Source organism: Sphingomonas alpina (assembly GCF_014490665.1).
GTDB classification, from domain to species: Bacteria; Pseudomonadota; Alphaproteobacteria; order Sphingomonadales; family Sphingomonadaceae; genus Sphingomonas; species Sphingomonas alpina.
On record NZ_CP061038.1, the window covers coordinates 416,373 to 438,726 of the forward strand.

Here is a 22,354-nt window from a genome sequence, read left to right on the forward strand (position 1 = left end):
GCTATCCCCCGCGCTTGATCGTCTCGCGGGCGATGATGAGCTGCTGGATCTGGCTGGTGCCTTCATAGATGCGGAACAGGCGAACGTCGCGGTAGAGACGCTCGATGCCGTAATCCGAGATATAGCCGGCGCCGCCGAAGATCTGCACCGCGCGGTCGGCGACCCGGCCGACCATTTCCGAGGCGAAATATTTCGCCGCGGCGGATTCCATCACCACATCCTTGCCAGCGTCCTTGGCGGCGGCGGTTTCGAGCACCAGCGCGCGAGCGGCGAGCGCCTCGGTCTTCGAATCCGCGATCATCGCCTGGATCAGCTGATGCTCGGCAATCGCCTTGCCGAACTGCTTGCGCTCGCTCGCATAGGCCACGCAGTCGGCGATCAGCCGCTCGGCGACACCGACGCACACCGCCGAGATATGCAGCCGGCCGCGATCAAGCACGCGCATCGCGATCTTGAAGCCTTCGCCTTCCTGGCCCAGCATATTGGCGGCGGGGACGGGCACATCGTCGAAGATCACATCGGCGACCTTGGCGCCCTTTTGCCCCATCTTCTTTTCCGGCTCGCCGATCGACAGGCCAGACAGGTCGCGCGGCACCAGAAAGGCGGAGACGCCGCGTGCGCCGGCTTCCGTGCCGGTGCGCGCCATGACGGTGAACAGATCCGCCTTGTCGGCATTGGTGATGAAACGCTTGGTGCCGGACAGGCGATAGACATCGTTTCCGTCAGAGTCTTTGGCCTTCACCGCTTTCGTCTTCACCGCGCCCGAATCGCTGCCGACATCGGGCTCGGTCAGTGCGAAGCTGGTGATGATCTCGCCGCTGGCGATGCGCGGCAGCCAGGCCGATTTCTGTTCGTCATTGCCGGCCATCACCAGGCCCTGGCTGCCGATGCCGACATTGGTGCCGAAGCTGGAGCGGAAGGCGGGGGTGGTGCGGCCGAGCTCGATCGCAACGCGCGCTTCCTCCGCCATGGTCAGGCCGAGGCCGCCATATTCCTCGGCGATCGACAGACCGAACAGACCCATGTCGCGCATCTCGGCGATCACCTCGGCGGGAATCGCATCGGCTTCCTCGACCGCACCCTCGAGCGGGCGAAGCCGTTCGGCGACGAAGCGGCGCACCGTGTCGATCAGTGCGTCGAAGGTTTCCGGATCGAGTGCCATACATCCTCATCGTCTTGGGTGCGGGAATGAGCCGCGCCGGATCGTGACGTGGTAGTGTCGGGCAACGCGTCCCGCAAACCCGAAATTCCAAAAACACGCGATTGACCGCGCTAAACCCCATACTATGCTACCCAAAAATATCGCCCCCCAAGAATATTACCCAGGAGAATGTGATGCGTTTTACCGGCAAGCGTGCCGTCGTTACCGGCGGCGCTTCGGGTATCGGCCGCGCGACCGCGCTGCGACTCGCCGAAGAAGGCGCTGTGGTATGGATCGGCGATATCGATGTGGCCGGCGGGGAGGAGATCGCGGCGACCTCCAACGGCAGGATCCATTTCCAGCGCACCGATGTAATGCAGGCCGGCGATATCGAGGCGCTGATGCTGGCGGCCGATGCGGCGGGCGGGCTCGACGTGGTATTCAACAATGCCGGCGCGGCAGGCTCACGCGATCCGATCGATGTAATCAGCCCGGAAGACTGGGATCGCACCCAGGCCTTGCTGTTGCGCTCGGTCGCGCTCGGCATCCGCTATGCAGCACCCCTGATGACGGCGCGGGGCGGCGGCGCGATCGTCAACACCGCCTCGATCGCGGCCTTGCAGACCGGCGCCGCGCCGACCGCCTATTCGGTCGCCAAGGCGGGCGTGCTGCATCTGACGACAATGGCCGCCGCCGATCTGGCGAAGCACAATATCCGGGTCAACGCGATCTGCCCGGGCTTCATCACCACCAACATCTTCACCACGGCACTGGGCATCGAGGGCGACAAGCGCGCCATGGCCAATGCCGCGATCGGCGCGATCGCCGCCAAGGCGCAGCCGCTGCAGCGCGCCGGCCGGCCGGAGGATATCGCGGCGGCGGTCGCCTATCTCGCCAGCGATGATGCGGTGTTCGTCACCGGCACGCACATCACCGTCGATGGCGGCATGACGATCGGCCCGCGCCATAGCTGGGATGCGGAAGCGCCGTCGATGTTCGCCGCGCTCGAGGCCTTTGCGGCATGAGCGGTACGGCCGCGCCGATCCACGGCGCCGCGCCGGCCGCGCGCCGGCTCTCCCCGCGCACCACGCTCAGCTACGGCTTCGGTGCGGTCGCCTACGGCGTGAAGGACAGCGGGTTCGGGACTTTCCTGCTGCTGTTCTACAATCAGGTGCTTGGCCTGCCCGCGGCGACCGTCGGGCTGGTGATCATGACCGCGCTGGTCGCCGATGCGGTGGTCGATATCTCGATCGGTTTCTTTTCCGACCGCACGCGCAGCCGCTGGGGCCGGCGTCATCCCTGGATGTATGGGGCGGCGCTCCCCATCGCGGTCGGCTGGCTGCTGATCTGGAACCCGCCCGCGCTGAGCGAGCCGATGACTCTGGTGTGGCTGTTCGTCACTGCGATCCTCGTGCGCAGCGCGGTATCGGCCTATGAGGTACCGTCACAGGCGCTGACGTCGGAACTGACCGCCGATTATGACGAGCGCACGCGGATCAGCGCCTATCGTTACCTGTTCGGCTGGGCCGGCGGGCTCGGCATCCTGCTTGCCGCCTATACCATTTTCCTGCCGACCGACGCCGCGCATCCCAAGGGCCTGCTCGAGCGCGGGGGCTATACCCAGATGTCGTGGGTCGCGGCGAGCGTCATGCTCATCGCCATCCTGACCTCGGCGATCGGCACGCATCCGGAGATCAAGCGGCTGCCCAAATCGCCCGCCAACGGCACGTTGGGCGCAAGCTTCAGCGAATTGGGCACCACGATAAGGAATCGCGGTTTCCTGGTGCTGATGGGCGCCGGGTTGATGGTCTATACCAATCAGGGGATCAGCTTCGCGCTGTCCAACTATCTTTATGCCTATGTCTGGCATTTCGAGAAGCTGGCGTACGTGTTCCTGATCTTCGCGCTGTTCTCGGGCGCGACGATGGCATTTGTGATCGCACCGCGGATCGGGCGACGCTTCGGCAAGCCGGTCGCGGCGTCGGCCGCGATGACCGGCGCGGTATTCCTGCTCACATTGCCCTATTGGCTAAGGCTGGTTGGCTGGTTCCCGTCGCCGGACGACGCACGGATGGTGCCGTTGCTGTTGACGATCTTCGCCTGCAACACGGCGTGCAGCGTTTCGGCGATGATCCTGGGCGCGTCGATGATGGCGGATGTGGTGGAGGATTCGGAAGCGCGGACCGGACGGCGATCGGAAGGCGTGTTCTTCGCCGGATCCTTCTTCATCCAGAAATGCACCAGCGGTTTCGGGATCGCGCTTGCCGGCCTGATCCTGGCGCTGGCGCACTTCCCCGAAGCGGCGAAGCCAAGCCAGGTGCCGGTTGGAACGGTCGACCGGCTGACCATCATCTTCATAACGGTCTATATCGTGCTGGGACTGACCGGGGCATTTCTCTTCAGCCGCTTTCCGTTCGGGCGGACCGAGCATAATGCACGGCTCGAGGCGCTGGCGACCGCTGAGAACGGAGGCTGATCCCCGCTGCCGCTGAAATAAAAATCATGGCCGGTCGATTCTGCCCGGGCCCGAACGACAAGGGATGTTCGCGCCATCACGGAGACCGGCCATGTCGATATCGATTCCCAATCTGACCGCGCAGTGTGCCTGCGGCACCGTCGCGTTCGAAACCAGGCGCGCGCCGATCATCGCCGCTGCCTGTTATTGCCATAGTTGCCAGGAGGCCGGGCGGCAGATCGAGCAGCTTTTCGCCGCACCGCCAGTGCTCGATGCCGATGGGGCGACGCAATTCATCCTGTACCGCAAGGATCGCGTCACCTGCATCAAGGGTGCCGAGTATCTTGAGGATCGCAGGCTGACCCCGGCGTCACCGACGCGGCGGGTGTTGGCGACCTGTTGCAACTCGGCGATGTTTCTCGAATTTTCGAACGGGCATTGGCTGAGCCTGTATCGCGCCCGCTTCGCAGACGGCGCTCCGCCGCTCGAGATGCGCGTCATGACCAGGGACCGTCCCGCAGGCGTCACGCTTCCCGGCGACGTGCCCAATTTTCCCCGTTTTTCGGGGAAGTTCATGGTCAAACTGTTTTTCGCCTGGATCGCCATGCTGCTGCGGCGCTGATGGGCGAACACCGGAGAGGGGTAAGCCATGATTTCCGGCTTGGTTCTATCGTCATCGATGGCGCATCGCTCGCGCTCCGATCGACCGATGCGGGCACGGCGACGGCGACGGCTTGCGCCATGGCGCAAGCGATGCGACTGATCATGCGATGCTGACAAAATTACCCCGTGTTTCCCACCTGTCGCGAGAGCTTGATTGAGCGCCATCGCCGGTGCCGTTTTTGCGGATGGCCGCGCGATGGAGGATGCGCTGCTGGCGCGGATCGTCGGTGCGTCGGCGCGGCGCGGCTTCGATGGCGTGACCCGCTGGCATGGCGGCCCGGCGGGGATGATCCGCTTCGCGCATGCGACGACACCCGAAGCCGTGGGAGAAGTGCAACCGTTCGTCAGCCGGCGCTCGGACGCCGTGATGGTGTTCGACGGCCGGATCGACAATCGCGCAGAACTGCTCGCGTTGCTCGGTCCGTCGGAGGCCCTCCCTGCCTCCGCGCCGGATGGCGAGATCGCCCTTGCACTGTTCGATCGGCTCGGCGACGATTTCGTGCAGCGGCTGGCGGGCGATTACGCGATCGCGATCTGGCAGCAGCAGCGCCGGCGCTTGCTGTTGCTGCGATCGCCATTCGGCTGGCGTCCGCTGATCTGGACATTCGACGGGCATCGCTTCGGCTTTGCGACCGAGCCGCGCGGGCTGGTCCTCGGCCTGGGAATCGAGCGGCGGCTCAACGAAGGTGCGATCGGCGAGTTTCTCGCCGCGCGCTTCGTTACGGAAACCGACACTTTCTGGCACGGCGTGCAGCGCGTGCCGCAGGGTGGCGCGCTGGCGTTCGAAGGCGGCCGGGTTCGCCAATGGGCGTGGCATGGCGGCCCATTCGAGGATCTGTCGCGGCTCTCGCTCGACGAGCATGTCGAACGTTTCCGCACGTTGTTCGACCAGTCGCTGATCGCTGCCGCGCGCGGGTCGGGGCCGGTGACCTCGCAATTGTCCGGCGGGCTCGATTCCTCCTCGGTGGTGTGCCGCGCGGCGGAATTGCATCGCGACGGGCGGATCGATCGGCCCGTCGGCGCGATCAGCGCGCGCTTTCCCGGCGAGCCGCATGATGAGACGGTGTGGAGCCAGGCGGTCGAGACTCATGCCGGCATCACCGCGGAGGTGGTGCCGTCCCAGCCGTTCGACGGCGACACGGCGCGGCAATGGTGCGCCGATTCCTATCAATTGCCGCTGCGTCCCAACACGCTCGACACCACGGTGTCGGTATGCCGGCAGCTGCGTCAGGATGGCCGCCGCATCCTGCTGACCGGCGAAGGCGGCGACGACTGGCTCAACGGATCGTTCGCGCACTGGCCCGATTTGCTCGCCCGCGGCCAATGGCGTGCGCTGTTTCGCCATGGCGCCGAGCAATGGCCGGGCGCCCCGGCGCATGTCATCGCGCGGCGCACGCTTTATCCCGCGCTGATGCCGTTGATCAGTGCGCGTCACCGCGAGGCATTGCTTCACCCGCATCTCGATTTCCGCCTCGATCCGCCGGACTGGATCCGCCCCGACTGGATGGCGCGTGTCGGGCTGGAGGCGCGCTGGCATGATGGCATCGCGCGGCAGGGCCTTCGCGGTTTTGCGCAGCGCTCGCGCTATGCCGTGTTCACGCATGCCCGCCGTCACATCAGCTATGAACCGGTTTTCGCCTATACCGAAAGCCAGGGGATCGAGACCCGTCATCCGTTTCATGATCTCCGGCTCGCGGGCTTCTTCATGGGCGCCTCGGGCAGCTTGTTGCGCAAGCATGATTGCCGCAAATTTCTGCTGCGCGAGGCGATGCGCGGCACCTTGCCCGAACTGGTCCGGACGCGCACCACCAAGGCGTATTTCGTCGGTCATATCGTCGATGCGGTCGATGCCCTGTTCGAGCAGCGCGCACCGCGCGACCTGCTCCCCGCAACGCTCGGCTGGATCGATCCCGACCGGATCGCCGCGCTGCACGCGCCGTTCAGCAAATGGCGCAGGGACGGATCGAGCGGACCGATTCCAGAGTCGCAATGGGGGCCGGTATGGTTCGCGCTGGCGATGGACATGTGGCTTGAGAATGCCTTCGGCCTGTAGCCCCGCTGTCCCAACGCGGCGCTGCCATTGGCCATGATAGTCTGTTAGACCCGCTTGGGGGAGGGGAATATGGTGCAACAAGCGGGCGAATTCGGGGTCGATATCTGCCTGGTCCTGCCGGCCTTTAGTTCGGCCCATTTTCCGCATCTGGGCACCGCGGTGTTGAAGAGCGCCTGCCAGGCGCGCGGACTGAGCACGCGCATCCTGTACGGCAATCTGTTGCTGGCGGCTGCCTGTGGCCTGGAGCGGTACGATGCGGTGTGCGACGCTTCGATGCGCGCCATGCTCGGCGAGCGCCTCTATCGTGCGCATGCCTATCCGCCGGAGACTGTCGCGCGCTTGCCGGCTTTGGATCCGCTGAGCGCCGAGCTTCAGACGGTCCATGACGAGATTTGTGATTCGGTCGCGCCGGCACTCGACACGCTGGTCGATCAGATACTTGCGTTGCGGCCCCGGATCCTCGGCGTGTCGTCGACCTTCGAACAGAACCTTGCGTGCGGCGCTGTGGCGCGACGGATCAAGCAGATCGCGCCCGACACCTGCATCGTGATGGGCGGCGCCAATGTCGCATGGCCGATCTGCAACGGCCTGGCCCAGGCGTTTCCGTGGGTCGATCATTTTTTTGCCGGCGAATCCGACGCCGATTTTCCCGAATTCTGCGAGCGGCTGGTGCGTGACGGCATACGTCCCGCCGATCGGGTCGTCCGCAGCGAGCCGATCCGCGATATGCGCACCGCTTTCGCACCCGATTTCACCGATTTCTTCGCCGCGCTGCGCCCGCTTCAGGCGGCGGGTGCCTTGCCCGGCTGGCTACCGCGCTTCCTGACCATGGAGACGTCGCGTGGCTGCTGGTGGGGTGCAAAGAATCATTGCACCTTTTGCGGACTGAACGGCGAAGGCATGGCGTTCCGTGACAAACCGGCAGCGCTGGTACTCGAGGAAATGGCGGCGCTCGGGGAGTGGCAGGTCGATCACATCCATTTGACCGACAATATCATGCCGCATCACTATCTGACCGATCTGATGCCCGCGCTGGCCGAGACCGAGCCGCGCCGCAAACTCTTCTATGAAGTGAAGGCCAATCTCAGCGAAGCGCAGGTCGATGCGCTGGCGCGCGGCGGTGTGGTGGCGATCCAGCCGGGGATCGAATCGCTCTCTTCGGACTTGCTCCGGCTGATGCGCAAGGGCGTGTCGGCGCACCAGAACATTGCGCTGCTGCGCAGCTGCGCCGGGGTCGGCATCGAGGTGCAATGGGGCATCATCTACGGTTTTCCCGGCGAGACCGTGGCCAATTACGAAGAGATGATCGCGGTCATGCCGCGCCTTGCGCATCTCGAGCCGCCCAACGCCGCGCACCAGATTCTGATCGACCGCTACAGTCCCTATTACAAGGATTCGATCGGGTTGGGCATTGGCGCGGTATCGCCGTTCTCCGGCTATCGCGCGCTCTATCCGGCGGAGGTGGCCGCGGCGGACGTCGCCTATCATTTCGACGGCAGCTATTCGACCGAGTTGCTCGACCGACCCGAACTGGTCGAGCGGATGCAGGCGGCGGTCGCGACATGGAAGCGCGCCTGGTTCGCCGCGCGACGGCCGATGCTGCAACTGGTGACGGTCGGGGCGTCGTCGGTTGTGCTCGATTCGCGGCCGATCGCGCGACAGCCGATCACGCCGCTTTCGGCGTCGCATCGCGACGCGCTGACCGAATTCGAACGGCCGCGCGCGCGTATTGGCCTCGATCCGGCGCTTGCCGCCTGTGCCGATTGGCTGGTCGAGCGCGATTTCTTGATCGAACATGAAGGCAAGCTGATGAGTATCGTTGTGCGCCCGCGTCCGGATGTTCTGGCCAATGCCGCACCGCTGATGGGGGTCGAGACGCGCGCGCTGGAGTCCGCGTCCTGAATCGGTTCACCCGTGCCACTGTCGCGTTGCTTGATCATGTGGCCGCGCATGGTTACCCCGATCCCCGGGGGAATTATAGATGATCATTGCCACACAGATCGAAGACACTGCGGTGATCAGCCGCAAGCCGACGTTGATCGCGGCGGATGTTGCCGATGAGGCGATCCTGCTCGATGTCGATAGCGGCTATTTCTTCCAGCTCAACAAGACCGCGGCGCGAATCTGGAATCTGGTCGAAGAGCCCAGCACCTTGTCCGATCTATACGTCCAGCTGGAAAAGGTCTTTGCGGTCGATGCGGCGACTTGCCGGCGCGAGGCCGCGGAATTCGTCGTGCAGATGCGTGACCGCGGCCTGCTGGTCATCGACGAATCCGCCTAGAATCGTTTACGGCTGCACTGCAGCGGTACCAGACCGCTCTATTTCGCGCGCGCGATAAACCCAGCAATTCACGGCGAAGCGCGAATCGACGAGATCGCCCGACGGGCAGTCGACGCGCAGCACCTCGTGCGGGGCCCATGATGGAAAGACCACCAGGCTGTTCTGCGCCGGTGGCACGTCGATGCCGGCGTCGCCCGGACTGGCGCCGATCCGGTGCAGTCTGAGGCATCCGCCGCTGAAACCCTGGGGCTCCTGATGGAAATAATAGACCGCACTCAGCATCCGGTCGCCGCGCGCCGGCTGATCGCGGGTGTAGGTATCGGAATGGAACAGGAAATGCGCACCGTCATTGTGTGCCGCCAGTTCGAGTTCCACTTCGCTGATCGCGAACGGCGTGACACGCAACGCAGCGATCCAATCCGGCACCGCCGCGCGGACATGGCCTTCCAGCAGGTCGTGATGCGGGCCCAGATCGCGCAGGGTCAGCGCACGCCGAACCGCTGGATCGACGATATTTCCGGCAAGCCCGGCCGGGCTGAAGCGCGACAGGTTTGCCATCGTCCAGTCGAGCAATGCGGCATGATCATGGGGTGGTAGAAAATCTGCCTGTCGCAGATATGGCGTCATCAGGCCGCCGCTCATGGGACTGCGACTGGCCGCGCCGCGCACTCACGCAGATAGCGCAGGACGAACGCTTCGCTGCGGGCGTCGGCCTGGCGCTGCATGCGGATCGCCGGCGGTTCGGCATCGCTGCCGAGTTTTGTGAACAGGCTGCCGATGGTGTGCCGATACTCGGCGACGAGTTGCTCATAGACAACATCATGCGGCGTCGCGCCGATCGCGGCGAAGAGATTGCGCCAGTGGCCGTGGCAGAAATCGGCATAGCCAATCAGCCGATCGAGCCGTTCGATGTCGAAATCGGGCCGGGTGTGCGGGGTGAGTCCGTCGATCCCGGGTGCCATTTCGGGAATTTCGCGCCATTTGCCGGTTTCGCTGGCGAAGAGCGCCGAAATCGCCTGACGCAGCCGATCGCGGCGGCGGAGATGGACGAATGTCGGCGTCGGAAAGACCGTGGCAAGCAGCGCGGCAAGGTCGCGATAGACGGCGGGCGACAACGCCTCAGGCAAAGCGCCATCGAGGACAGCAAAGCGCTCCGGGTCGATTTCCTGCGCCAGCTCCTGAATGTCGCGCCAGAATAGTTTGACCGCCAACAGGCCGCCCGGGTCGGTGCGATTGCCATGCACTGCGCTGATGTACCGCTCGATATCGGGCGCCGCCCAGCGAGCTGCCAGGCTGGGTCGAAATCCGGCATGGAAATATTCGAGCGGACAGCCCAACCCGCCGGCGAAATACAGCGCTTCGCCAAGCAAGGTACTGCCCGATCTCGGATGTGTGCAGATCAGGATCGTGCTGCGCGGCAGACCGTGCCAGGGCGGATAATCATGATTCGCGGTCGCGAGATCGTAAGGAGGCCGCGACGTCGCCGAATCAGATGGGGCCATCAAATCGGATGGAAATGTCACGTGTCGCCAAGGCTTGTCGGCGCTGATGCAATCGGCGCGCAGTTCTGGGCAGGCCCCGGCCCACCCAGAAAATGGGCCGGATACCCCATCGCCAGGCGATCAGGTCAGGTTGCTGATGCCGTCCGTCGGGCGATAGGAAATACCTTCCGCCGCCTTGACCGGCTCGAACGACACGATCTCAGGCTTGACCCAGGTTTCGCGAGTGGCGGAATCGGCGGTGTTTTCACCCGCATTCACGTGCTTGTTCGTATCCATCGACCGTTCCCTTGCAATCGTCTGGTTTAGACTAGCCTGAACGACTCATGAGCGCAACGATTAGTCGCGCCAGACTCGAATGCGATCTGTTTCATGCCGGGCTGCAACGTTGATGATTTGCCCCGCAACGGTTTCGACGGGGCGTTCGAACGGCCAGAAGATCGCGCCCCAACATGACGGTGTGCCGGTTGCCGGGCGATTTTCGTATCGGCCCTGATCGTCCATCTCGAGCGCGATCCATTGCACGATGCCGTTGACGACGCCACCGGTCGAGCCGAGCGGGACCGAGCCGCGTCGATCCGGCCATGGCCCGCCCGAGGCGAAATCGAAGTCGAACAGATCGGCCGGCTCGCTGCGCAACGCCAGATGCTCGCTGGCGACGGGGACTTCGCGGTACGGGCGAGCGAGGCGATTGAACGGCGTCAGGTCGAATCCGCTCGCCGTATCGACACGGCCGCTGCGCGACCCGCTATCCTCGGCCAGCGCGATGCGTATCCGGCCCCGCGCGGGAATGACGGCAGCACCGGGCCGGAGCAGTCGCGGCACGGCATCTTCATGCGCCGGCAACACGCCTTCGCTGAGCAGGTCATTGCTGACGATCTCCGACACCAATATGTCGGCCGGTCCGTCAAGATCGACGAGGTCGAGCGTGGTCGAATGCTTGTTGATGACCCGAATGCGATCGGAAAGCCCGTTCGCGGCGATCACGTCGCGTGCCGCAGCCGCCACCGCTGCATCGGCCTCGCAGGTCACGACATGGGCGCCGGCGCGCGCCGCCATCATGGCCAGCAACCCCGTGCCGGTGCCGATTTCGAGCACCTTGCATCCCGGCACGATCGCGCGGCGCAGCGCGGCTTCATAGGCATCGTTGCGTGGCCGGTCGCGCACGATAACGAAATGCCAGCGCGGCACGCCGTCGCTGAGCAGGTCGGCAGCGAGCGCGCGGACTTCGCCGTCATCCGGCGCGAGCGTCAAGGCCCTGGTTGCGAGGTCGAGCGCGCGCGCCGTCTCGTCGATGCCGCGAAATTGCCGTGCAAGCGCAATCATCGCATCGGGTTTCCCCTCGACCAGGGGCAATAAGGTGAGAAGATCCTGGGCTCGATTCCGCATGGTGCTGTGCGTACGCAAGCTTTTGCCGCGCGACAATAACCCCGCGCGTCGCCGGGCCATGCCTGACGGCGATCAGGCGCCGGTGTGATCCTGACGCTGCGGGGCGATCAGACCGCTGATCGTCGCTGCGACCGTCGACAACGCCGCGTAGGATGCCGGATAGATCAGCCGCCAGACCGGCGTCGAGCGCATGATCGGTGCGAGTGTTCCGAGCGCGGCGACGCGTTCCGCGGCGCTCGATCCATGGGGATTGAAGCGGATGATCTGCGGCACGATTTCGGCCACGCCTTGCGCCAGGGAGAGCCGCTCGAGGCGCGGTGACGTGCAGTCGGCTGTGCGATCGAGAAAGACAAATGCCTGCAGCAACGCAGGGTCCCCGCTGCCGCGATACGGATCATAGCGCAATTTGCCGTCATAGCCCGGCATTTCGGTGCAATGTTCGGGGGCAAGGCCGAGACCGTCGCGTGATGGCGGCCACAAGCAGACGCCGGTCGCTGCTGGTGTGAGCATCGGTGCGCCGTCGCCCCGCAGGATCGAAATATCGTCACTGAGTATCTCCCAGCCGAGGAAGTGCGCCAGCGCGGCGGACAGGGTCGATTTGCCCGCGCCTGACCGGCCGAGCAGCATCAGCGCGCCGCCACGCCCGGCGAGCGCGGCCGAATGGATCGCGGTCGCGCCGAACAGGGTCGTCACGCGCGGCAATATGCGGCGGACCAACACGTCGGTCAGCGCCTGGCTCGGGGGCAGATGATCGCAAAAGACCTGAATGCTGGTACCGTCGCGGGCGATCAGGAAACTGCCGTCGAACGCCGAGCGCATCAGCCACTGCCCGCGATACTCGCCGAGCTTGAGGCCATAACGTCCCGGCCAGGCAAAATGTTCGTGGTCGGGCTCGGGCGCCGTGCCGGTCCCGCTGGTCACCATGATATCCGGGTGCGCTCCGGTCGAACGCCCTTCGCGCAAGCCGTCAAAGCGCAACGACGAGCGAATGGTAAGGCCGCCAAAAAGATAATCGAACGTCACGCGGGCGCCATAGCGGACGCGTCGGAGGACGTCACCTGCAAGCTCTCCTGCTATCGCACAGGTTGTGCATCGCGCCTCGACGGGCATAAGGAACCCGGGCTTTGGGGCGAGCGAACAGGGGGCGCGCAAACAGTGGACATCGACCAGCCGCCCGGGGCGGCCCGCATCGACGGTCTGAACGCGCGTGCATTCTCGCCGGAATTGCGGTTCATTCTGCTTGCTGTCCGGACGCTGGATGGTCCGGATGATCCAAAGCTGCTGCGAACCGCCGCAGGTGCCGGTCTGGACTGGGATATCGTGGTCCAGGGGCTGGCCCGGCACGGCTTGTTATGGCTCACCGCGCCCCTGCTCGCCGCCGGGGACGTGGTTCCCGCACCCGCAGCGGCAGCGCTGCGCCGGATCAACGCCGCCAACGTCGTTGCCACGCTGCAGCGGATCGAGGAGGCGGTGCGCGTCGCGCGTGCGTTCGAACAGGCGGGCGTTCGCTTCGTGATGATCAAGGGCGTGCCCCTGTCGGTCCAACTCTATCGCGACCCCGCGCGTCGTGCCGGCCGCGACCTGGATTTCGTGATCGAGCGCGGCAAGGCGGCTCAGGTCGATGCGATCCTGACCGGGCTCGGCTATTTCCGCCCCGACAATGGCGTGCCGGATGCGGCGGGAACGGCACCGATCGTCAAGGAAATCGGCTATTTGCACAGCCGGAGCCGAATTCTGGTCGAGGTCCACGACCGGTTGACCGACAATGCCGAATTGCTGTCATGGGATTGCGAAACGCTGTGGGCGGATCGGGAAACCGTGTCCGTCGGATCCTATTCGATGCCCACCATGGCACGGCATCGCCTGCCGGTTTATCTGTGCCTCCACGGCGCAAAACATGGCTGGGCACGGCTGATGTGGCTGCACGATCTTGCCGCCCTGATCGATACGCCGGAGGCGGCCGAGCGCGCACTGGCCGATGCTGCGGCGCTGGGGCTGGACGGCGCGATGCTGCACGGTTTTGCGCGGCTGCATGCCTGGTTCGGGCATTCGATCCCGCCAGCGATTCTTGCGCGTGCCCATGCCAGCCGGCAGGTGCGGTTGCTCGACCGTCTCGCGGCTCGCTTCCACCGCGATGCCGGCTGGCACGAACAGCCCGGACGGCATTCCTGGCGGCGCTTCTGGCAGGGGTCGGTGCTGTCGCGCAGCATTGGTTATGCGATCAAGCCCGACCGGCGCTATTGGCGGCGGCAACTCGCGCTTGAGCTCTTTTCGCCGGCGGATCGGCAACTCATCACGCTGCCAGCGGGACTGACCTGGCTCTATCCGGTGTTGCGACCGGTCGGCTGGCTGGCACGGCGGTGGAAATTGCGCCGGGGCTGAGGCTGCGCCACGTCTCGTGACCGGAATATCGGCAAATCAGACCTCGACCTTGGTTTCGGCCCGGCCATCGCCTCCAAAGATGCGCAGATAGCGTGCGATCTCGGTCGGGTCGCCGGTTGCCTTGGCGGGATTATCGGACAGTTTGACCGCGGGGCGGCCGTTTGCGCGGATGACCTTGGCGACGAGCGAGATCGGTTCCAGTCCGTGCGCGCCGTCAGGGTCGCAATCGCGGAAGTCATTGGTCAAATTGGTGCCCCAGCCAAAGCTCATCCGCACCCGGCCGTGAAAATGGCGATAGGTTGCCTCGATCGATTCCACATCCATGCCGTCGGAAAAGATCAGCAATTTGTCGCGCGGGTCGCGGCCATGCGCTTGCCACCAGGCGATGATCTGCTCGCCGCCCGCAATCGGCGGAGCGCTGTCGGGGCGAAAGCCGGTCCAGTCGGCAAGCCAGTCGGGGGCGTTGCGCAGAAAGGCGGCGGTACCGAATGCATCGGGCAGCGCGATCAGCAAATTGCCGTCATAATGCGCGCGCCAGTCCTCGAGCACGCGATAGGGTGCGACAGCCACACCGGCATCGTCATCGGCCAAAGCCGCCTGCACCATCGGCAGTTCGTGCGCGTTTGTGCCGATCGCTTCCAGGTCATTGTCCATCGCCAGCAGCACGTTCGACGTGCCGATGAAGCGCTCGCCCAATCCTTCCTTGAGCGCCTCGACGCACCAGCGCTGCCACAGAAAGCCGTGTCGCCGCCGCGTGCCGAAATCGGAAATGACGAGATCGGGAAGCTGGCGCAATCGCTCGACCTTGCCCCACAATCGCGCCTTGCCGCGCGCATAGAGGATGTCGAGCGCGAACCGCCCCTTGCCCCGGAGCACGGCGCGTGAACGCAGTTCGTTGACGATCGCGAGCGCCGGAACTTCCCACATGCTCGTGTCAGTCCAGGGGCCGTCGAACGTCAGCTCGAACTGGCCGTCAACGATACGCAGCTGATATTCGGGAAGCCGGAAGTCGGCGAGCCAGGCGATGAAATCGGGGCTGAACATGCGTTCTCGCCCGTAAAAACTGTTACCGGCCAGCCAGATCAGTTCCTTCTTGCCGAAGCGCAAGGTGCGGGCATGGTCGAGTTGTTCGCGCAGCTCGCGTTCGTCGATCACCTCGGCCAGGCGGATTGCCTTGCTGCGATTGATCAGCGCGAAGGTCGCCTGCACATCCGGGTGCAGATGGCGGATCATCTGCAGCATGAGCAACTTGTAGAAATCGGTGTCGAGCAGCGAGCGGACGATCGGGTCGAGCCGCCAGCCATGGTCATAGGTGCGGGTTGCGATGTCGGTGACGGCCATGGAATCCCTTCCAGCTCAACCGGCTGCCAGATGCAAGGCATGCGCTGTAAGGCCCATCATCGCGTGGCGCCCGGTCGAAGCCGAGGAAATTCTGTTCCACGCTGTCGGCAAAGACTAGCGCGATATGAGGCCATACGGATCGGAAGGAGATTGGTGGTGAGGAGCTTCGTGGTGGTGGTTGATGTGCAGGGCGATTTCATCAACCCCAGTGGCGCATTACCGGTGGCAGGTGCCGAAGCGCTGATTGCACCGATGACCGCATGGCTCCGCGCCTTGCGGCCGGATGACACTGCTGGCGTGCTGTTCACTGCCGATACCCATGTGCCGGAGATCTATGCGCGATCGGAGGAAGCGAAGGAGTTCCCGCCGCACTGCATGCGCGGCACCCCGGGCTGGGCACCGCTACTCGACCCGGCGGCGGTCGATCCTGCGATCCGCTGCTATCGCCTCGAAAAGGGGGTGTTCGATATGTGGGCGGAGGCCGATGTCGTGATCGAGTCGATCGGCAAGGCTGAGGTGCGGGTGCCGCGCGACGCGTTTTTCGCCAGGCTGAAGCAGGATGGTGTGGATCATGTTCGGGTGATTGGTGTCGCGGCCGATTATTGCGTCCGCTGGGCGGTCGAAGGGCTGATCGAGCGCGGGTTCAAGGTGACGATTCCAGGCGCGCTGACCAGGGGAATCGTGCGTCAGATCGATGCCGTCGCTGCCGAGGAATGGGCGCAAGCGGACGTTTCCATCAGCTAGAACACGCCGCGGGTTCAGTCGGATGCCTTGATGCCAAGCGCGAATAGCCTGGGCGAAGTCAAATCGACAGGGCGTAAGGCGGATATTTGGTGAGAGATGCCAGTCCCCGTCCTCCCCGCGAAAGCGGGGATCCGGCTGCCTTGCCCCGAACTCTCAGAAAAAGTCGATCCTCACTCTCCCGATGATGGCGGAGAGCTATTTCAACACAGCACAAGCATAAGTATTTGATATATAATAATTATATAATCGTATCACTAAGGATGACGGAAGGGGAGATATGCAACATACCGGTGTAACATATCTCCCGCTGTTCGTTCCCGAACCGGCAAGCGCCGGTCGCTACAGCCAGGACGACGACAGCGTTCCAATGCGCGCTCAGAAGCTGTAATGCCATTCCGTGCCGGGCTCGCCAGCGCACCGGAAGCCGCAGCGTCCGTGCAAACGCCTCACCATGATCTAACCCGAGGTCAGCCGGACAAAAGCGCTCGACACCCAGCCGCTTTTGCACGGCCCGGTGTAATTGCGCGGGCTCTCCACCGGTGCGAGGACGCCGCAATCGGTGTCGGGTGCGTCGGAGGGGGGCACGACCACGCCCTGCCAGCGTTGGTCGATCGAGCGGGTGCAGACATAGATACGGGCGTCGTTGGAGAGCTGCACCAACTCATCGGCCTCGACAAAGGGCGCGGCCCGGACTGGCAGGTAGGTCTCGCCGCCGGGCGACAGATTGACCACGCGGCCGACCGTTGCGCAGGCGTTGAAGGTGGGGCCGCCTTCGCCGATCTGCACTGCGCGCGCGCCGGGAGTCATCGCGGTGCTGTTGTCCGATCCGAACAGGCCGGTGTCGTTGCCGACGCCCCGGCTTTGCGAACAGGCGATCAGCGGCAGGCACAGGGCCAGAACGAGCAATTTCATGGCCGCATAATAGTCGGCGTGGCATGGGTTGGCGAGAGGGGTGACGGATGGGCTTCATTCCCGGCCCGGTGCAGGCTAGCAAGGCCGGTATTCATTCTCGCAAAGGTCCTTCCATGCGTATCGCCACCGTTTCGCTGATTGCGCTCGCCGCTGTCCTCGCCTCTTGCACCGCCGCGAAAAATGGCGCGGCCAAGGCGGCCGATGACGCGCCCGCCGTGTCGCAAGTGCTGCTGACGCCGGATGCGAAGGACATTCACAGCTATGCCAACCCGGCCGAGGCGCGGGTCACGCATGTCGCGATCGATCTGACCACCGATTTTGCGGCGCACACCCTGTCGGGGAGCGCGACGCTCGATGTCGACGCAGCGCCAACCGCGAAGCAGATCGTCCTCGATACGCGCAACCTGACCGTCACTGCGGTGACCGATGCTGCGGGCAAGCCCTTGCCCTTCACGCTCGGGGCGGTCGACCCGATCCACGGCGCACCGCTGACCGTCACGCTTGGCCCCATCGATATAAAAGGGGCACGCAAGATCAAGATCGCCTATTCGACATCGCCCAAGGCCGATGCACTGCAATGGCTGACCCCGGCGCAGACCGCAGGCAAGAAATTGCCCTATCTGTTCAGCCAGGGCGAAGCGATCCTCAACCGCAGCTGGATCCCGACTCAGGATTCGCCCGGCATCCGCCAGACCTGGGAGGCCAAGATCACCGTGCCCGAGGGGCTGACCGCGGTGATGAGCGGCGAATCGAAATCGGCGCTGGGCCAGACCGCGCCCCATAACATGCGTACGTTCAGCTATGTGATGGACAAGCCGGTCGCGCCCTATCTGATCGCGCTGGCGGTCGGCGATTTGCGCTTCCAGGCAACGGGGCCGCGCACCGGCATCTGGACCGAGCCGTCGATGCTGGAGAAATCGGCCAAGGAATTTGGCGAACTGGAGAAGTTCGTCGATGCCGCCGAAAGCCTGTACGGACCGTATCGCTGGGGCCGCTACGACCTGCTCGTGCTGCCGCCGAGCTTTCCGTTCGGGGGGATGGAAAATCCGCGCCTGACCTTTGCCACGCCGACCGCGATTGCCGGCGACCGCAGCCTCGTCAGCCTGATCGCGCATGAACTGGCGCATAGCTGGTCGGGCAATCTCGTCACCAATGCGACGTGGAATGATTTCTGGCTGAATGAAGGCTTCACCAGCTATTTCGAGAACCGGATCATGGAGAAAATCTATGGCCCGAAACGCGCCGCGATGGAGGCCGATCTGTCATGGAGCGACATGCAGGCCGCGATCAAGGAAGCGGGCGGACCGGCGTCGAAGGATACGCAGCTGCGCCTCGACATTCCCCTCAACCGCTCGCCCGACGATGGCATGACCCAGATCGCCTATGACAAGGGCGCGACGTTCCTGCGCACGATCGAGGCCGCGGTGGGCCGCGCGAAATGGGACGCATATCTGCGCGCCTATTTCGACCGCCATGCCTTTCAACCGCAGACCACTGCCGGGTTCCTCAAGGATCTGCGCGAGAATCTGATCAAGGGCGACAAGGCGCTCGAGGCGAAGATCGGCATCGACCAATGGGCCTATCAGCCGGGTATCCCGGCCAATGCGGTGCATGTGACGTCCGACGCATTCCCGGCGATCGACGCGGCGGCCAAGGCGTTCGCCGCCGGCGGTCCGGTCGCGGCGGTGCCAGGCAATGTCACGACGCAGGAAACGATGCGCTTCATCACGCAATTGCCGCGCACGCTGCCGGCGGAGCGGATCAAGGCGCTCGATGATCGCTTCGCCTGGTCGGACACCGGCAATAGCGAGATTCGCTTCGTGTGGCTGCAGCTGGTGCTGCCGAATCGCTATGCGCGCGGTGAAAAATCGGCCGAGCAGTTCCTGCTCGCACAGGGGCGGCGCAAGTTCGTCGCGCCGCTATTCACCACGCTGATGGGTGACGGCGCGCACGGCCAGGCGCTGGCAAAACGAATCTATGCTGAGGCGCGGGCGGGCTATCACCCGGTCACATCGGGCACGGTCGACAAGATTGTCGGCTGGAAAACCACGCAATAACGCCGTTCATCGGGCAGTCATCGCGCGGTCAACTCGTTTCGTCGGAAAAGGTTCCATTGGTCGCGGTCGCGGGGTTTCCACCGCCGCCGCGACCTGCTTTGGACGATCCAACGAATGGTCGCGACCTGAGGGGGTCACATGAATTTTCGGGCTTTGGCAGCGCGTTTTGCGCTGGTGGTATCGTGCGCCTTGCTGACGGCGACACCGGCTTCTGCCCAATTCTGGCAGTGCGCTCCCTATGCCCGCACCATTTCCGGCATCAACATTCATGGCAATGCCAACACCTGGTGGGGCCAGGCCGCTGGCCGTTACGCTCGTGGCCATGCTCCCAAGGTCGGCGCCGTCCTGTCCTTCGCCTCGAACGGTCGTATGCGTCTCGGCCATGTCGCGATGGTGTCGGGCATCGTCAGCGATCGTGAAGTTCTGCTCACCCATGCCAATTGGTCGCGCCGCGGCGGGATCGAACGCAATGTCCGCGCAGTCGACGTATCGGCAGCGGGCGACTGGAGCCTGGTCAAAGTGTGGTTCGCCAGCAATGGCGGCCTTGGCACGACCGCTTATGTCGCCAATGGCTTCATCTATTCGGACGGCGCACCGCGGCAGGACGACACGCTGGATGAGGTGGCCCCGGTGACGATGGCCGCTCATCAGAACAGCGCGAACGGCGTCCTCTCGCTGGTGGATCGCGTCGCTTTCTAAAGCTCGCCCCGTCCGTCATCCCCGCGAAAGCGGGGATCCCGCTGCCTTGCCCCGCTCTCCTGAAGAGAAAGAAGCGGGATCCCCGCTTTCGCGGGGATGACGATGGTTGTTTCCCCCTCAGCCCTGCTTTGCCTTGAGCAACCGCGCCAACGGATTCGGCTCGGCCTCCGCGATCTTGCGCAGCGTGTTCTGGTCGCGGTGCGAGAAGGGATCGGCGCGGCCGTGCACGGTCAGCGTCGTGTCGGTAACATAGCTCCATGACCCATCGGGCTCGAAGTTGATGGCGATGCGATAGGCGTCGGTGCGAAAGGCATATTCGAGGAAAGCGGTTGAGCAGATACCGTACTCGGTCTGCCCGCGCGTCGCGCTCAGTTCCAGCGTCGCGGCATCGGGCGCTGCCTGCCCGGATGCGATCAGCACCTGGCCACGGGGGATGGCGACGGTCTGGATCACCAGGCCGGTCGCGGGCTCCCACAGCCAATAGCCGACCTGGTCATGGAAGGTGATATCCTCCTCGGGCGTGTTGATATGGATGTGATAGCGCAAGCCGTAGAATAGTTGCGGGCCATTGGCCTGCGGGTCGATCGGCTCCATCACGATATGCTCGCGAAAGATGCGCCGTTCCGGCCCGTCCGCCTTGGGATTGAGGTCGATGCCCTTGTCGGCCTGCCAGGTCCCGGCGAGCCGCCGCAACGGACCGAGATTGGCGAGCGTGTCGGGGTCGACATCGGTCGGTTCGGTGAAGATGTCGGCCGGAAAGATGCTCATCGCGTCGCCCTTCGAACTCCGGCAATGGCGCCGGCAGGGCATGTCTATCGCGGGGCCGTGCCCGACCGCAATCTATGCGAAAGGCTATACCCTACCCGGGAACCTTGCCCAGGGTGAACGCCATCGCCACGCCATTCATGCAATAGCGCTTGCCGGTCGGCGGCGGGCCATCCTCGAAGACATGGCCGAGATGCCCGCCGCAGCGGCGGCAATGCACTTCGGTGCGGGTGAAACCGAGCGTGCTGTCCTTGCGCGTGCGTACCGCATTCGCCAGCGGTTGCCAGAAGCTCGGCCAGCCGGTGCCGCTGTCGAACTTGGTCTTCGATGAATAGAGCGGCAGTGCGCAGCCCGCGCAGGAGAAGATGCCGGCGCGATGTTCGTTGTTGAGCGAGCTCGACCCCGGCCGTTCGGTGCTTTCATGGCGCAGCGTCTGATAGGCGGCGGGTGAGAGCTTGGCTTTCCACTCGGCATCGGTCAGCCGGTATTCGAATGTCTCGGGCGCACCGGCGGTGGCGCCGCGGCACCCGAACAGGGCGACGGCGGCAGCGCTGCTGCCGGCGATCGTCAGAAAGGCACGTCGGTTCTGGATCATCATGCTTCTCATTCGTCGGTAACGCGACAATAGTTACGCGCGTTCCGGCATTCGAGATGCATCTGGTCGCCCCCTCCCGGAGGAGGGGGCTTTGCCAGGGTCAATATTTCGAAATCTCGACCGGCAGCTTGCGATAGCCATGGACGAAGCATGCGGCGACGCGCTCGGGCTCGCCGACGACGTTCACGCGCATGCGGCGCTTGGCCATTTCCTCCAGCAGGGTCGCGATCTGCAACTCGGCCAGCCGCGCGCCGACGCAGCGATGGATGCCATGGCCAAAGGCGAGGTGACGACGTGCGTTGGGCCGGTCGACGATGATCTTGTCGGCATTTTCGAACACGCTCTCGTCGCGATTGGCCGAGAGATACCAGAGCGCGAGCTTGTCGCCCTGCTTGATCTCCTGCCCTTCCAGCACCGTGTCCTGCGTCGCGGTGCGGCGCATATGGGCGAGCGGCGTCTGCCAGCGGATGATTTCCTGAACTGTGTTGTGGATCAGTGACGGGTCTGCTTCGAGCCGGGTGCGCTCATCGGGAAACAGGTCGAGGCCATAGGCCGCGGCGGTCATCGAGTTGCGCGTCGTGTCGTTGCCGCCGACGATCAGCAGGATCAGATTACCGAGGAATTCCATCTGGTCCATTTCGCGCATCGCATCGGAATGGATCATCATCGAGATCAGGTCCGGGGTCGGCTCCTTGCCGACCTTCTGGTCCCACAGTTTCTGGAAATAGCCGCCGCATTCATACATGTATTGCAGCCGCTGGAGCCGCAATTCCTCGGTTTTGACCAGTTCGATATCGCCGGCCCAGTCGGACCAGAAGGTCAGCTTACGCCGATCCTCCCACGGAAAGTCGAACAGGATCGCCAGCATCTGCGTGGTCAGTTCGATCGACACGGTGTCGACCCAGTCGAATTCCTCGCCCCAGGGGAGCGTGTCGAGAATCTCGGCCGTACGCATGCGGATATTATCCGACATGCGGACCATTTCGCTCGGCGTGAAGGCGGGGGCGACGGTGCGGCGCTGGCCGGTATGCTTGGGCCGGTCCATCGCGATGAACATCGGCATGCGCACATCGCTGCGTTCCTCGATGAAATCGGCGATGGTGATGCCGCCGGCTTCGGAGGAATAGATATCGGGAAGCGATTCAACCTCGACGATCGGCTTGTAGGTAGAGACCGACCAGAAGGTACCGAAACCGCTTTGCTCGACCTTGTACACCGGCGCTTCGGCGCGAAGCTGGCGAAATGGCTCGTGCCAGGTGTCGTCGCGATAGAGTTCGGGGCGGCTCACATCGAGCGGGTCGACCACTCGCGGTGGTTTGGGCGCGGTCTGATCCTGCGCTCCGACGTCTTGCGCTAATGTCGCCATTTTCGACTCTCC

General features: G+C 64.3%; 21 protein-coding genes. 10 read left to right on the forward strand and 11 right to left on the reverse strand.

Annotated features, from left to right (window positions below; genetic code table 11):
• Position 1: 1 nt before the first annotated feature.
• A complete protein-coding gene (locus tag H3Z74_RS01795) occupies positions 2 to 1,162 on the reverse strand; it encodes an acyl-CoA dehydrogenase family protein (protein ID WP_187762315.1) in 1,161 nt (386 codons plus the stop codon).
• A gap of 173 nt (positions 1,163 to 1,335) precedes the next feature.
• Here H3Z74_RS01795 and H3Z74_RS01800 point away from each other — a divergent pair, with 173 nt between their 5' ends.
• The 6 genes from H3Z74_RS01800 (at position 1,336) to H3Z74_RS01825 (ending at position 8,593) form a co-directional block, all read left to right on the forward strand.
• Positions 1,336 to 2,166 carry an SDR family NAD(P)-dependent oxidoreductase gene (locus tag H3Z74_RS01800; RefSeq protein WP_187762316.1) on the forward strand — a complete coding sequence of 277 codons (831 nt, stop codon included), beginning with the start codon at positions 1,336 to 1,338 and terminating at the stop codon, positions 2,164 to 2,166.
• Entirely contained in the window at positions 2,163 to 3,617 is a 1,455-nt protein-coding gene (locus H3Z74_RS01805; protein ID WP_187762317.1) for an MFS transporter, read from the forward strand. The genes H3Z74_RS01800 and H3Z74_RS01805 overlap by 4 nt, the downstream gene beginning before the upstream one ends.
• A 91-nt stretch (positions 3,618 to 3,708) precedes the next feature.
• Positions 3,709 to 4,218, forward strand: coding sequence for a GFA family protein (locus tag H3Z74_RS01810; RefSeq protein ID WP_229726826.1), 510 nt, complete (start codon positions 3,709 to 3,711; stop codon positions 4,216 to 4,218).
• 195 nt (positions 4,219 to 4,413) lie between these two features.
• On the forward strand, positions 4,414 to 6,312 hold the full coding sequence (locus H3Z74_RS01815) for an asparagine synthetase B family protein (RefSeq protein WP_187762318.1): 1,899 nt from the start codon (positions 4,414 to 4,416) through the stop codon (positions 6,310 to 6,312).
• A 69-nt stretch (positions 6,313 to 6,381) separates the two neighbouring features.
• Positions 6,382 to 8,214, forward strand: a complete 1,833-nt coding sequence (locus H3Z74_RS01820; RefSeq protein ID WP_187762319.1) for a RiPP maturation radical SAM C-methyltransferase — start codon at positions 6,382 to 6,384, stop codon at positions 8,212 to 8,214.
• A 79-nt stretch (positions 8,215 to 8,293) separates the two neighbouring features.
• Positions 8,294 to 8,593 carry a PqqD family protein gene (locus H3Z74_RS01825; protein WP_187762320.1) on the forward strand — a complete coding sequence of 100 codons (300 nt, stop codon included), beginning with the start codon at positions 8,294 to 8,296 and terminating at the stop codon, positions 8,591 to 8,593.
• Positions 8,594 to 8,599: 6 nt separating this feature from the next.
• On the opposite strand, the gene H3Z74_RS01830 is transcribed toward H3Z74_RS01825, so the two are convergent.
• The 5 genes from H3Z74_RS01830 to H3Z74_RS01850 all read right to left on the reverse strand — a co-directional run bounded on the left by H3Z74_RS01830 (position 8,600) and on the right by H3Z74_RS01850 (position 12,504).
• Positions 8,600 to 9,220: a 2OG-Fe(II) oxygenase gene (locus H3Z74_RS01830; protein WP_187762321.1), complete on the reverse strand. Its 621-nt coding sequence runs from the start codon at positions 9,218 to 9,220 to the stop codon at positions 8,600 to 8,602.
• Between the two features lie 11 nt (positions 9,221 to 9,231).
• Complete coding sequence (locus tag H3Z74_RS01835) at positions 9,232 to 10,095, reverse strand: Stf0 family sulfotransferase (protein ID WP_187762322.1); 864 nt, start codon at positions 10,093 to 10,095, stop codon at positions 9,232 to 9,234.
• Positions 10,096 to 10,215: 120 nt separating this feature from the next.
• Positions 10,216 to 10,353, reverse strand: coding sequence for a hypothetical protein (locus H3Z74_RS01840; RefSeq protein WP_187762323.1), 138 nt, complete (start codon positions 10,351 to 10,353; stop codon positions 10,216 to 10,218).
• 78 nt (positions 10,354 to 10,431) lie between these two features.
• Positions 10,432 to 11,481 (reverse strand): methyltransferase domain-containing protein, encoded by a 1,050-nt coding sequence (locus H3Z74_RS01845; RefSeq protein WP_187762324.1) that lies wholly within the window; start codon positions 11,479 to 11,481, stop codon positions 10,432 to 10,434.
• 72 nt (positions 11,482 to 11,553) lie between these two features.
• Positions 11,554 to 12,504 (reverse strand): ATP-binding protein, encoded by a 951-nt coding sequence (locus tag H3Z74_RS01850; RefSeq protein WP_187762325.1) that lies wholly within the window; start codon positions 12,502 to 12,504, stop codon positions 11,554 to 11,556.
• A gap of 132 nt (positions 12,505 to 12,636) precedes the next feature.
• On the opposite strand from H3Z74_RS01850, the gene H3Z74_RS01855 reads away from it, so the two are divergent.
• Positions 12,637 to 13,863 (forward strand): nucleotidyltransferase family protein, encoded by a 1,227-nt coding sequence (locus H3Z74_RS01855; protein WP_187762326.1) that lies wholly within the window; start codon positions 12,637 to 12,639, stop codon positions 13,861 to 13,863.
• Positions 13,864 to 13,899: 36 nt separating this feature from the next.
• Here H3Z74_RS01855 and pncB read toward each other — a convergent pair whose 3' ends face one another.
• Positions 13,900 to 15,204: a nicotinate phosphoribosyltransferase gene (gene pncB, locus H3Z74_RS01860; RefSeq protein WP_187762327.1), complete on the reverse strand. Its 1,305-nt coding sequence runs from the start codon at positions 15,202 to 15,204 to the stop codon at positions 13,900 to 13,902.
• 156 nt (positions 15,205 to 15,360) lie between these two features.
• Between pncB and H3Z74_RS01865 the strand changes: the two genes are divergently transcribed.
• Entirely contained in the window at positions 15,361 to 15,948 is a 588-nt protein-coding gene (locus H3Z74_RS01865; RefSeq protein WP_187762328.1) for a cysteine hydrolase family protein, read from the forward strand.
• Between the two features lie 456 nt (positions 15,949 to 16,404).
• Here H3Z74_RS01865 and H3Z74_RS01870 read toward each other — a convergent pair whose 3' ends face one another.
• Positions 16,405 to 16,860: a hypothetical protein gene (locus tag H3Z74_RS01870; protein WP_187762329.1), complete on the reverse strand. Its 456-nt coding sequence runs from the start codon at positions 16,858 to 16,860 to the stop codon at positions 16,405 to 16,407.
• A 113-nt stretch (positions 16,861 to 16,973) separates the two neighbouring features.
• Here H3Z74_RS01870 and H3Z74_RS01875 point away from each other — a divergent pair, with 113 nt between their 5' ends.
• Both H3Z74_RS01875 and H3Z74_RS01880 read left to right on the forward strand, forming a co-directional pair.
• Positions 16,974 to 18,917: a M1 family metallopeptidase gene (locus tag H3Z74_RS01875; protein ID WP_187762330.1), complete on the forward strand. Its 1,944-nt coding sequence runs from the start codon at positions 16,974 to 16,976 to the stop codon at positions 18,915 to 18,917.
• Between the two features lie 138 nt (positions 18,918 to 19,055).
• On the forward strand, positions 19,056 to 19,616 hold the full coding sequence (locus H3Z74_RS01880; RefSeq protein ID WP_187762331.1) for a CHAP domain-containing protein: 561 nt from the start codon (positions 19,056 to 19,058) through the stop codon (positions 19,614 to 19,616).
• Positions 19,617 to 19,733: 117 nt separating this feature from the next.
• On the opposite strand, the gene H3Z74_RS01885 is transcribed toward H3Z74_RS01880, so the two are convergent.
• The 3 genes from H3Z74_RS01885 to H3Z74_RS01895 form a co-directional block, all read right to left on the reverse strand.
• The gene (locus H3Z74_RS01885; RefSeq protein WP_187762332.1) at positions 19,734 to 20,384 is read right to left on the reverse strand and encodes an FABP family protein; all 651 of its coding nucleotides are present in this window, start codon (positions 20,382 to 20,384) and stop codon (positions 19,734 to 19,736) included.
• 91 nt (positions 20,385 to 20,475) lie between these two features.
• Entirely contained in the window at positions 20,476 to 20,976 is a 501-nt protein-coding gene (gene msrB, locus H3Z74_RS01890; protein ID WP_187762333.1) for a peptide-methionine (R)-S-oxide reductase MsrB, read from the reverse strand.
• 100 nt (positions 20,977 to 21,076) lie between these two features.
• A complete protein-coding gene (locus H3Z74_RS01895) occupies positions 21,077 to 22,342 on the reverse strand; it encodes a cytochrome P450 (protein WP_187762334.1) in 1,266 nt (421 codons plus the stop codon).
• Between the last annotated feature and the right edge of the window lie 12 nt (positions 22,343 to 22,354).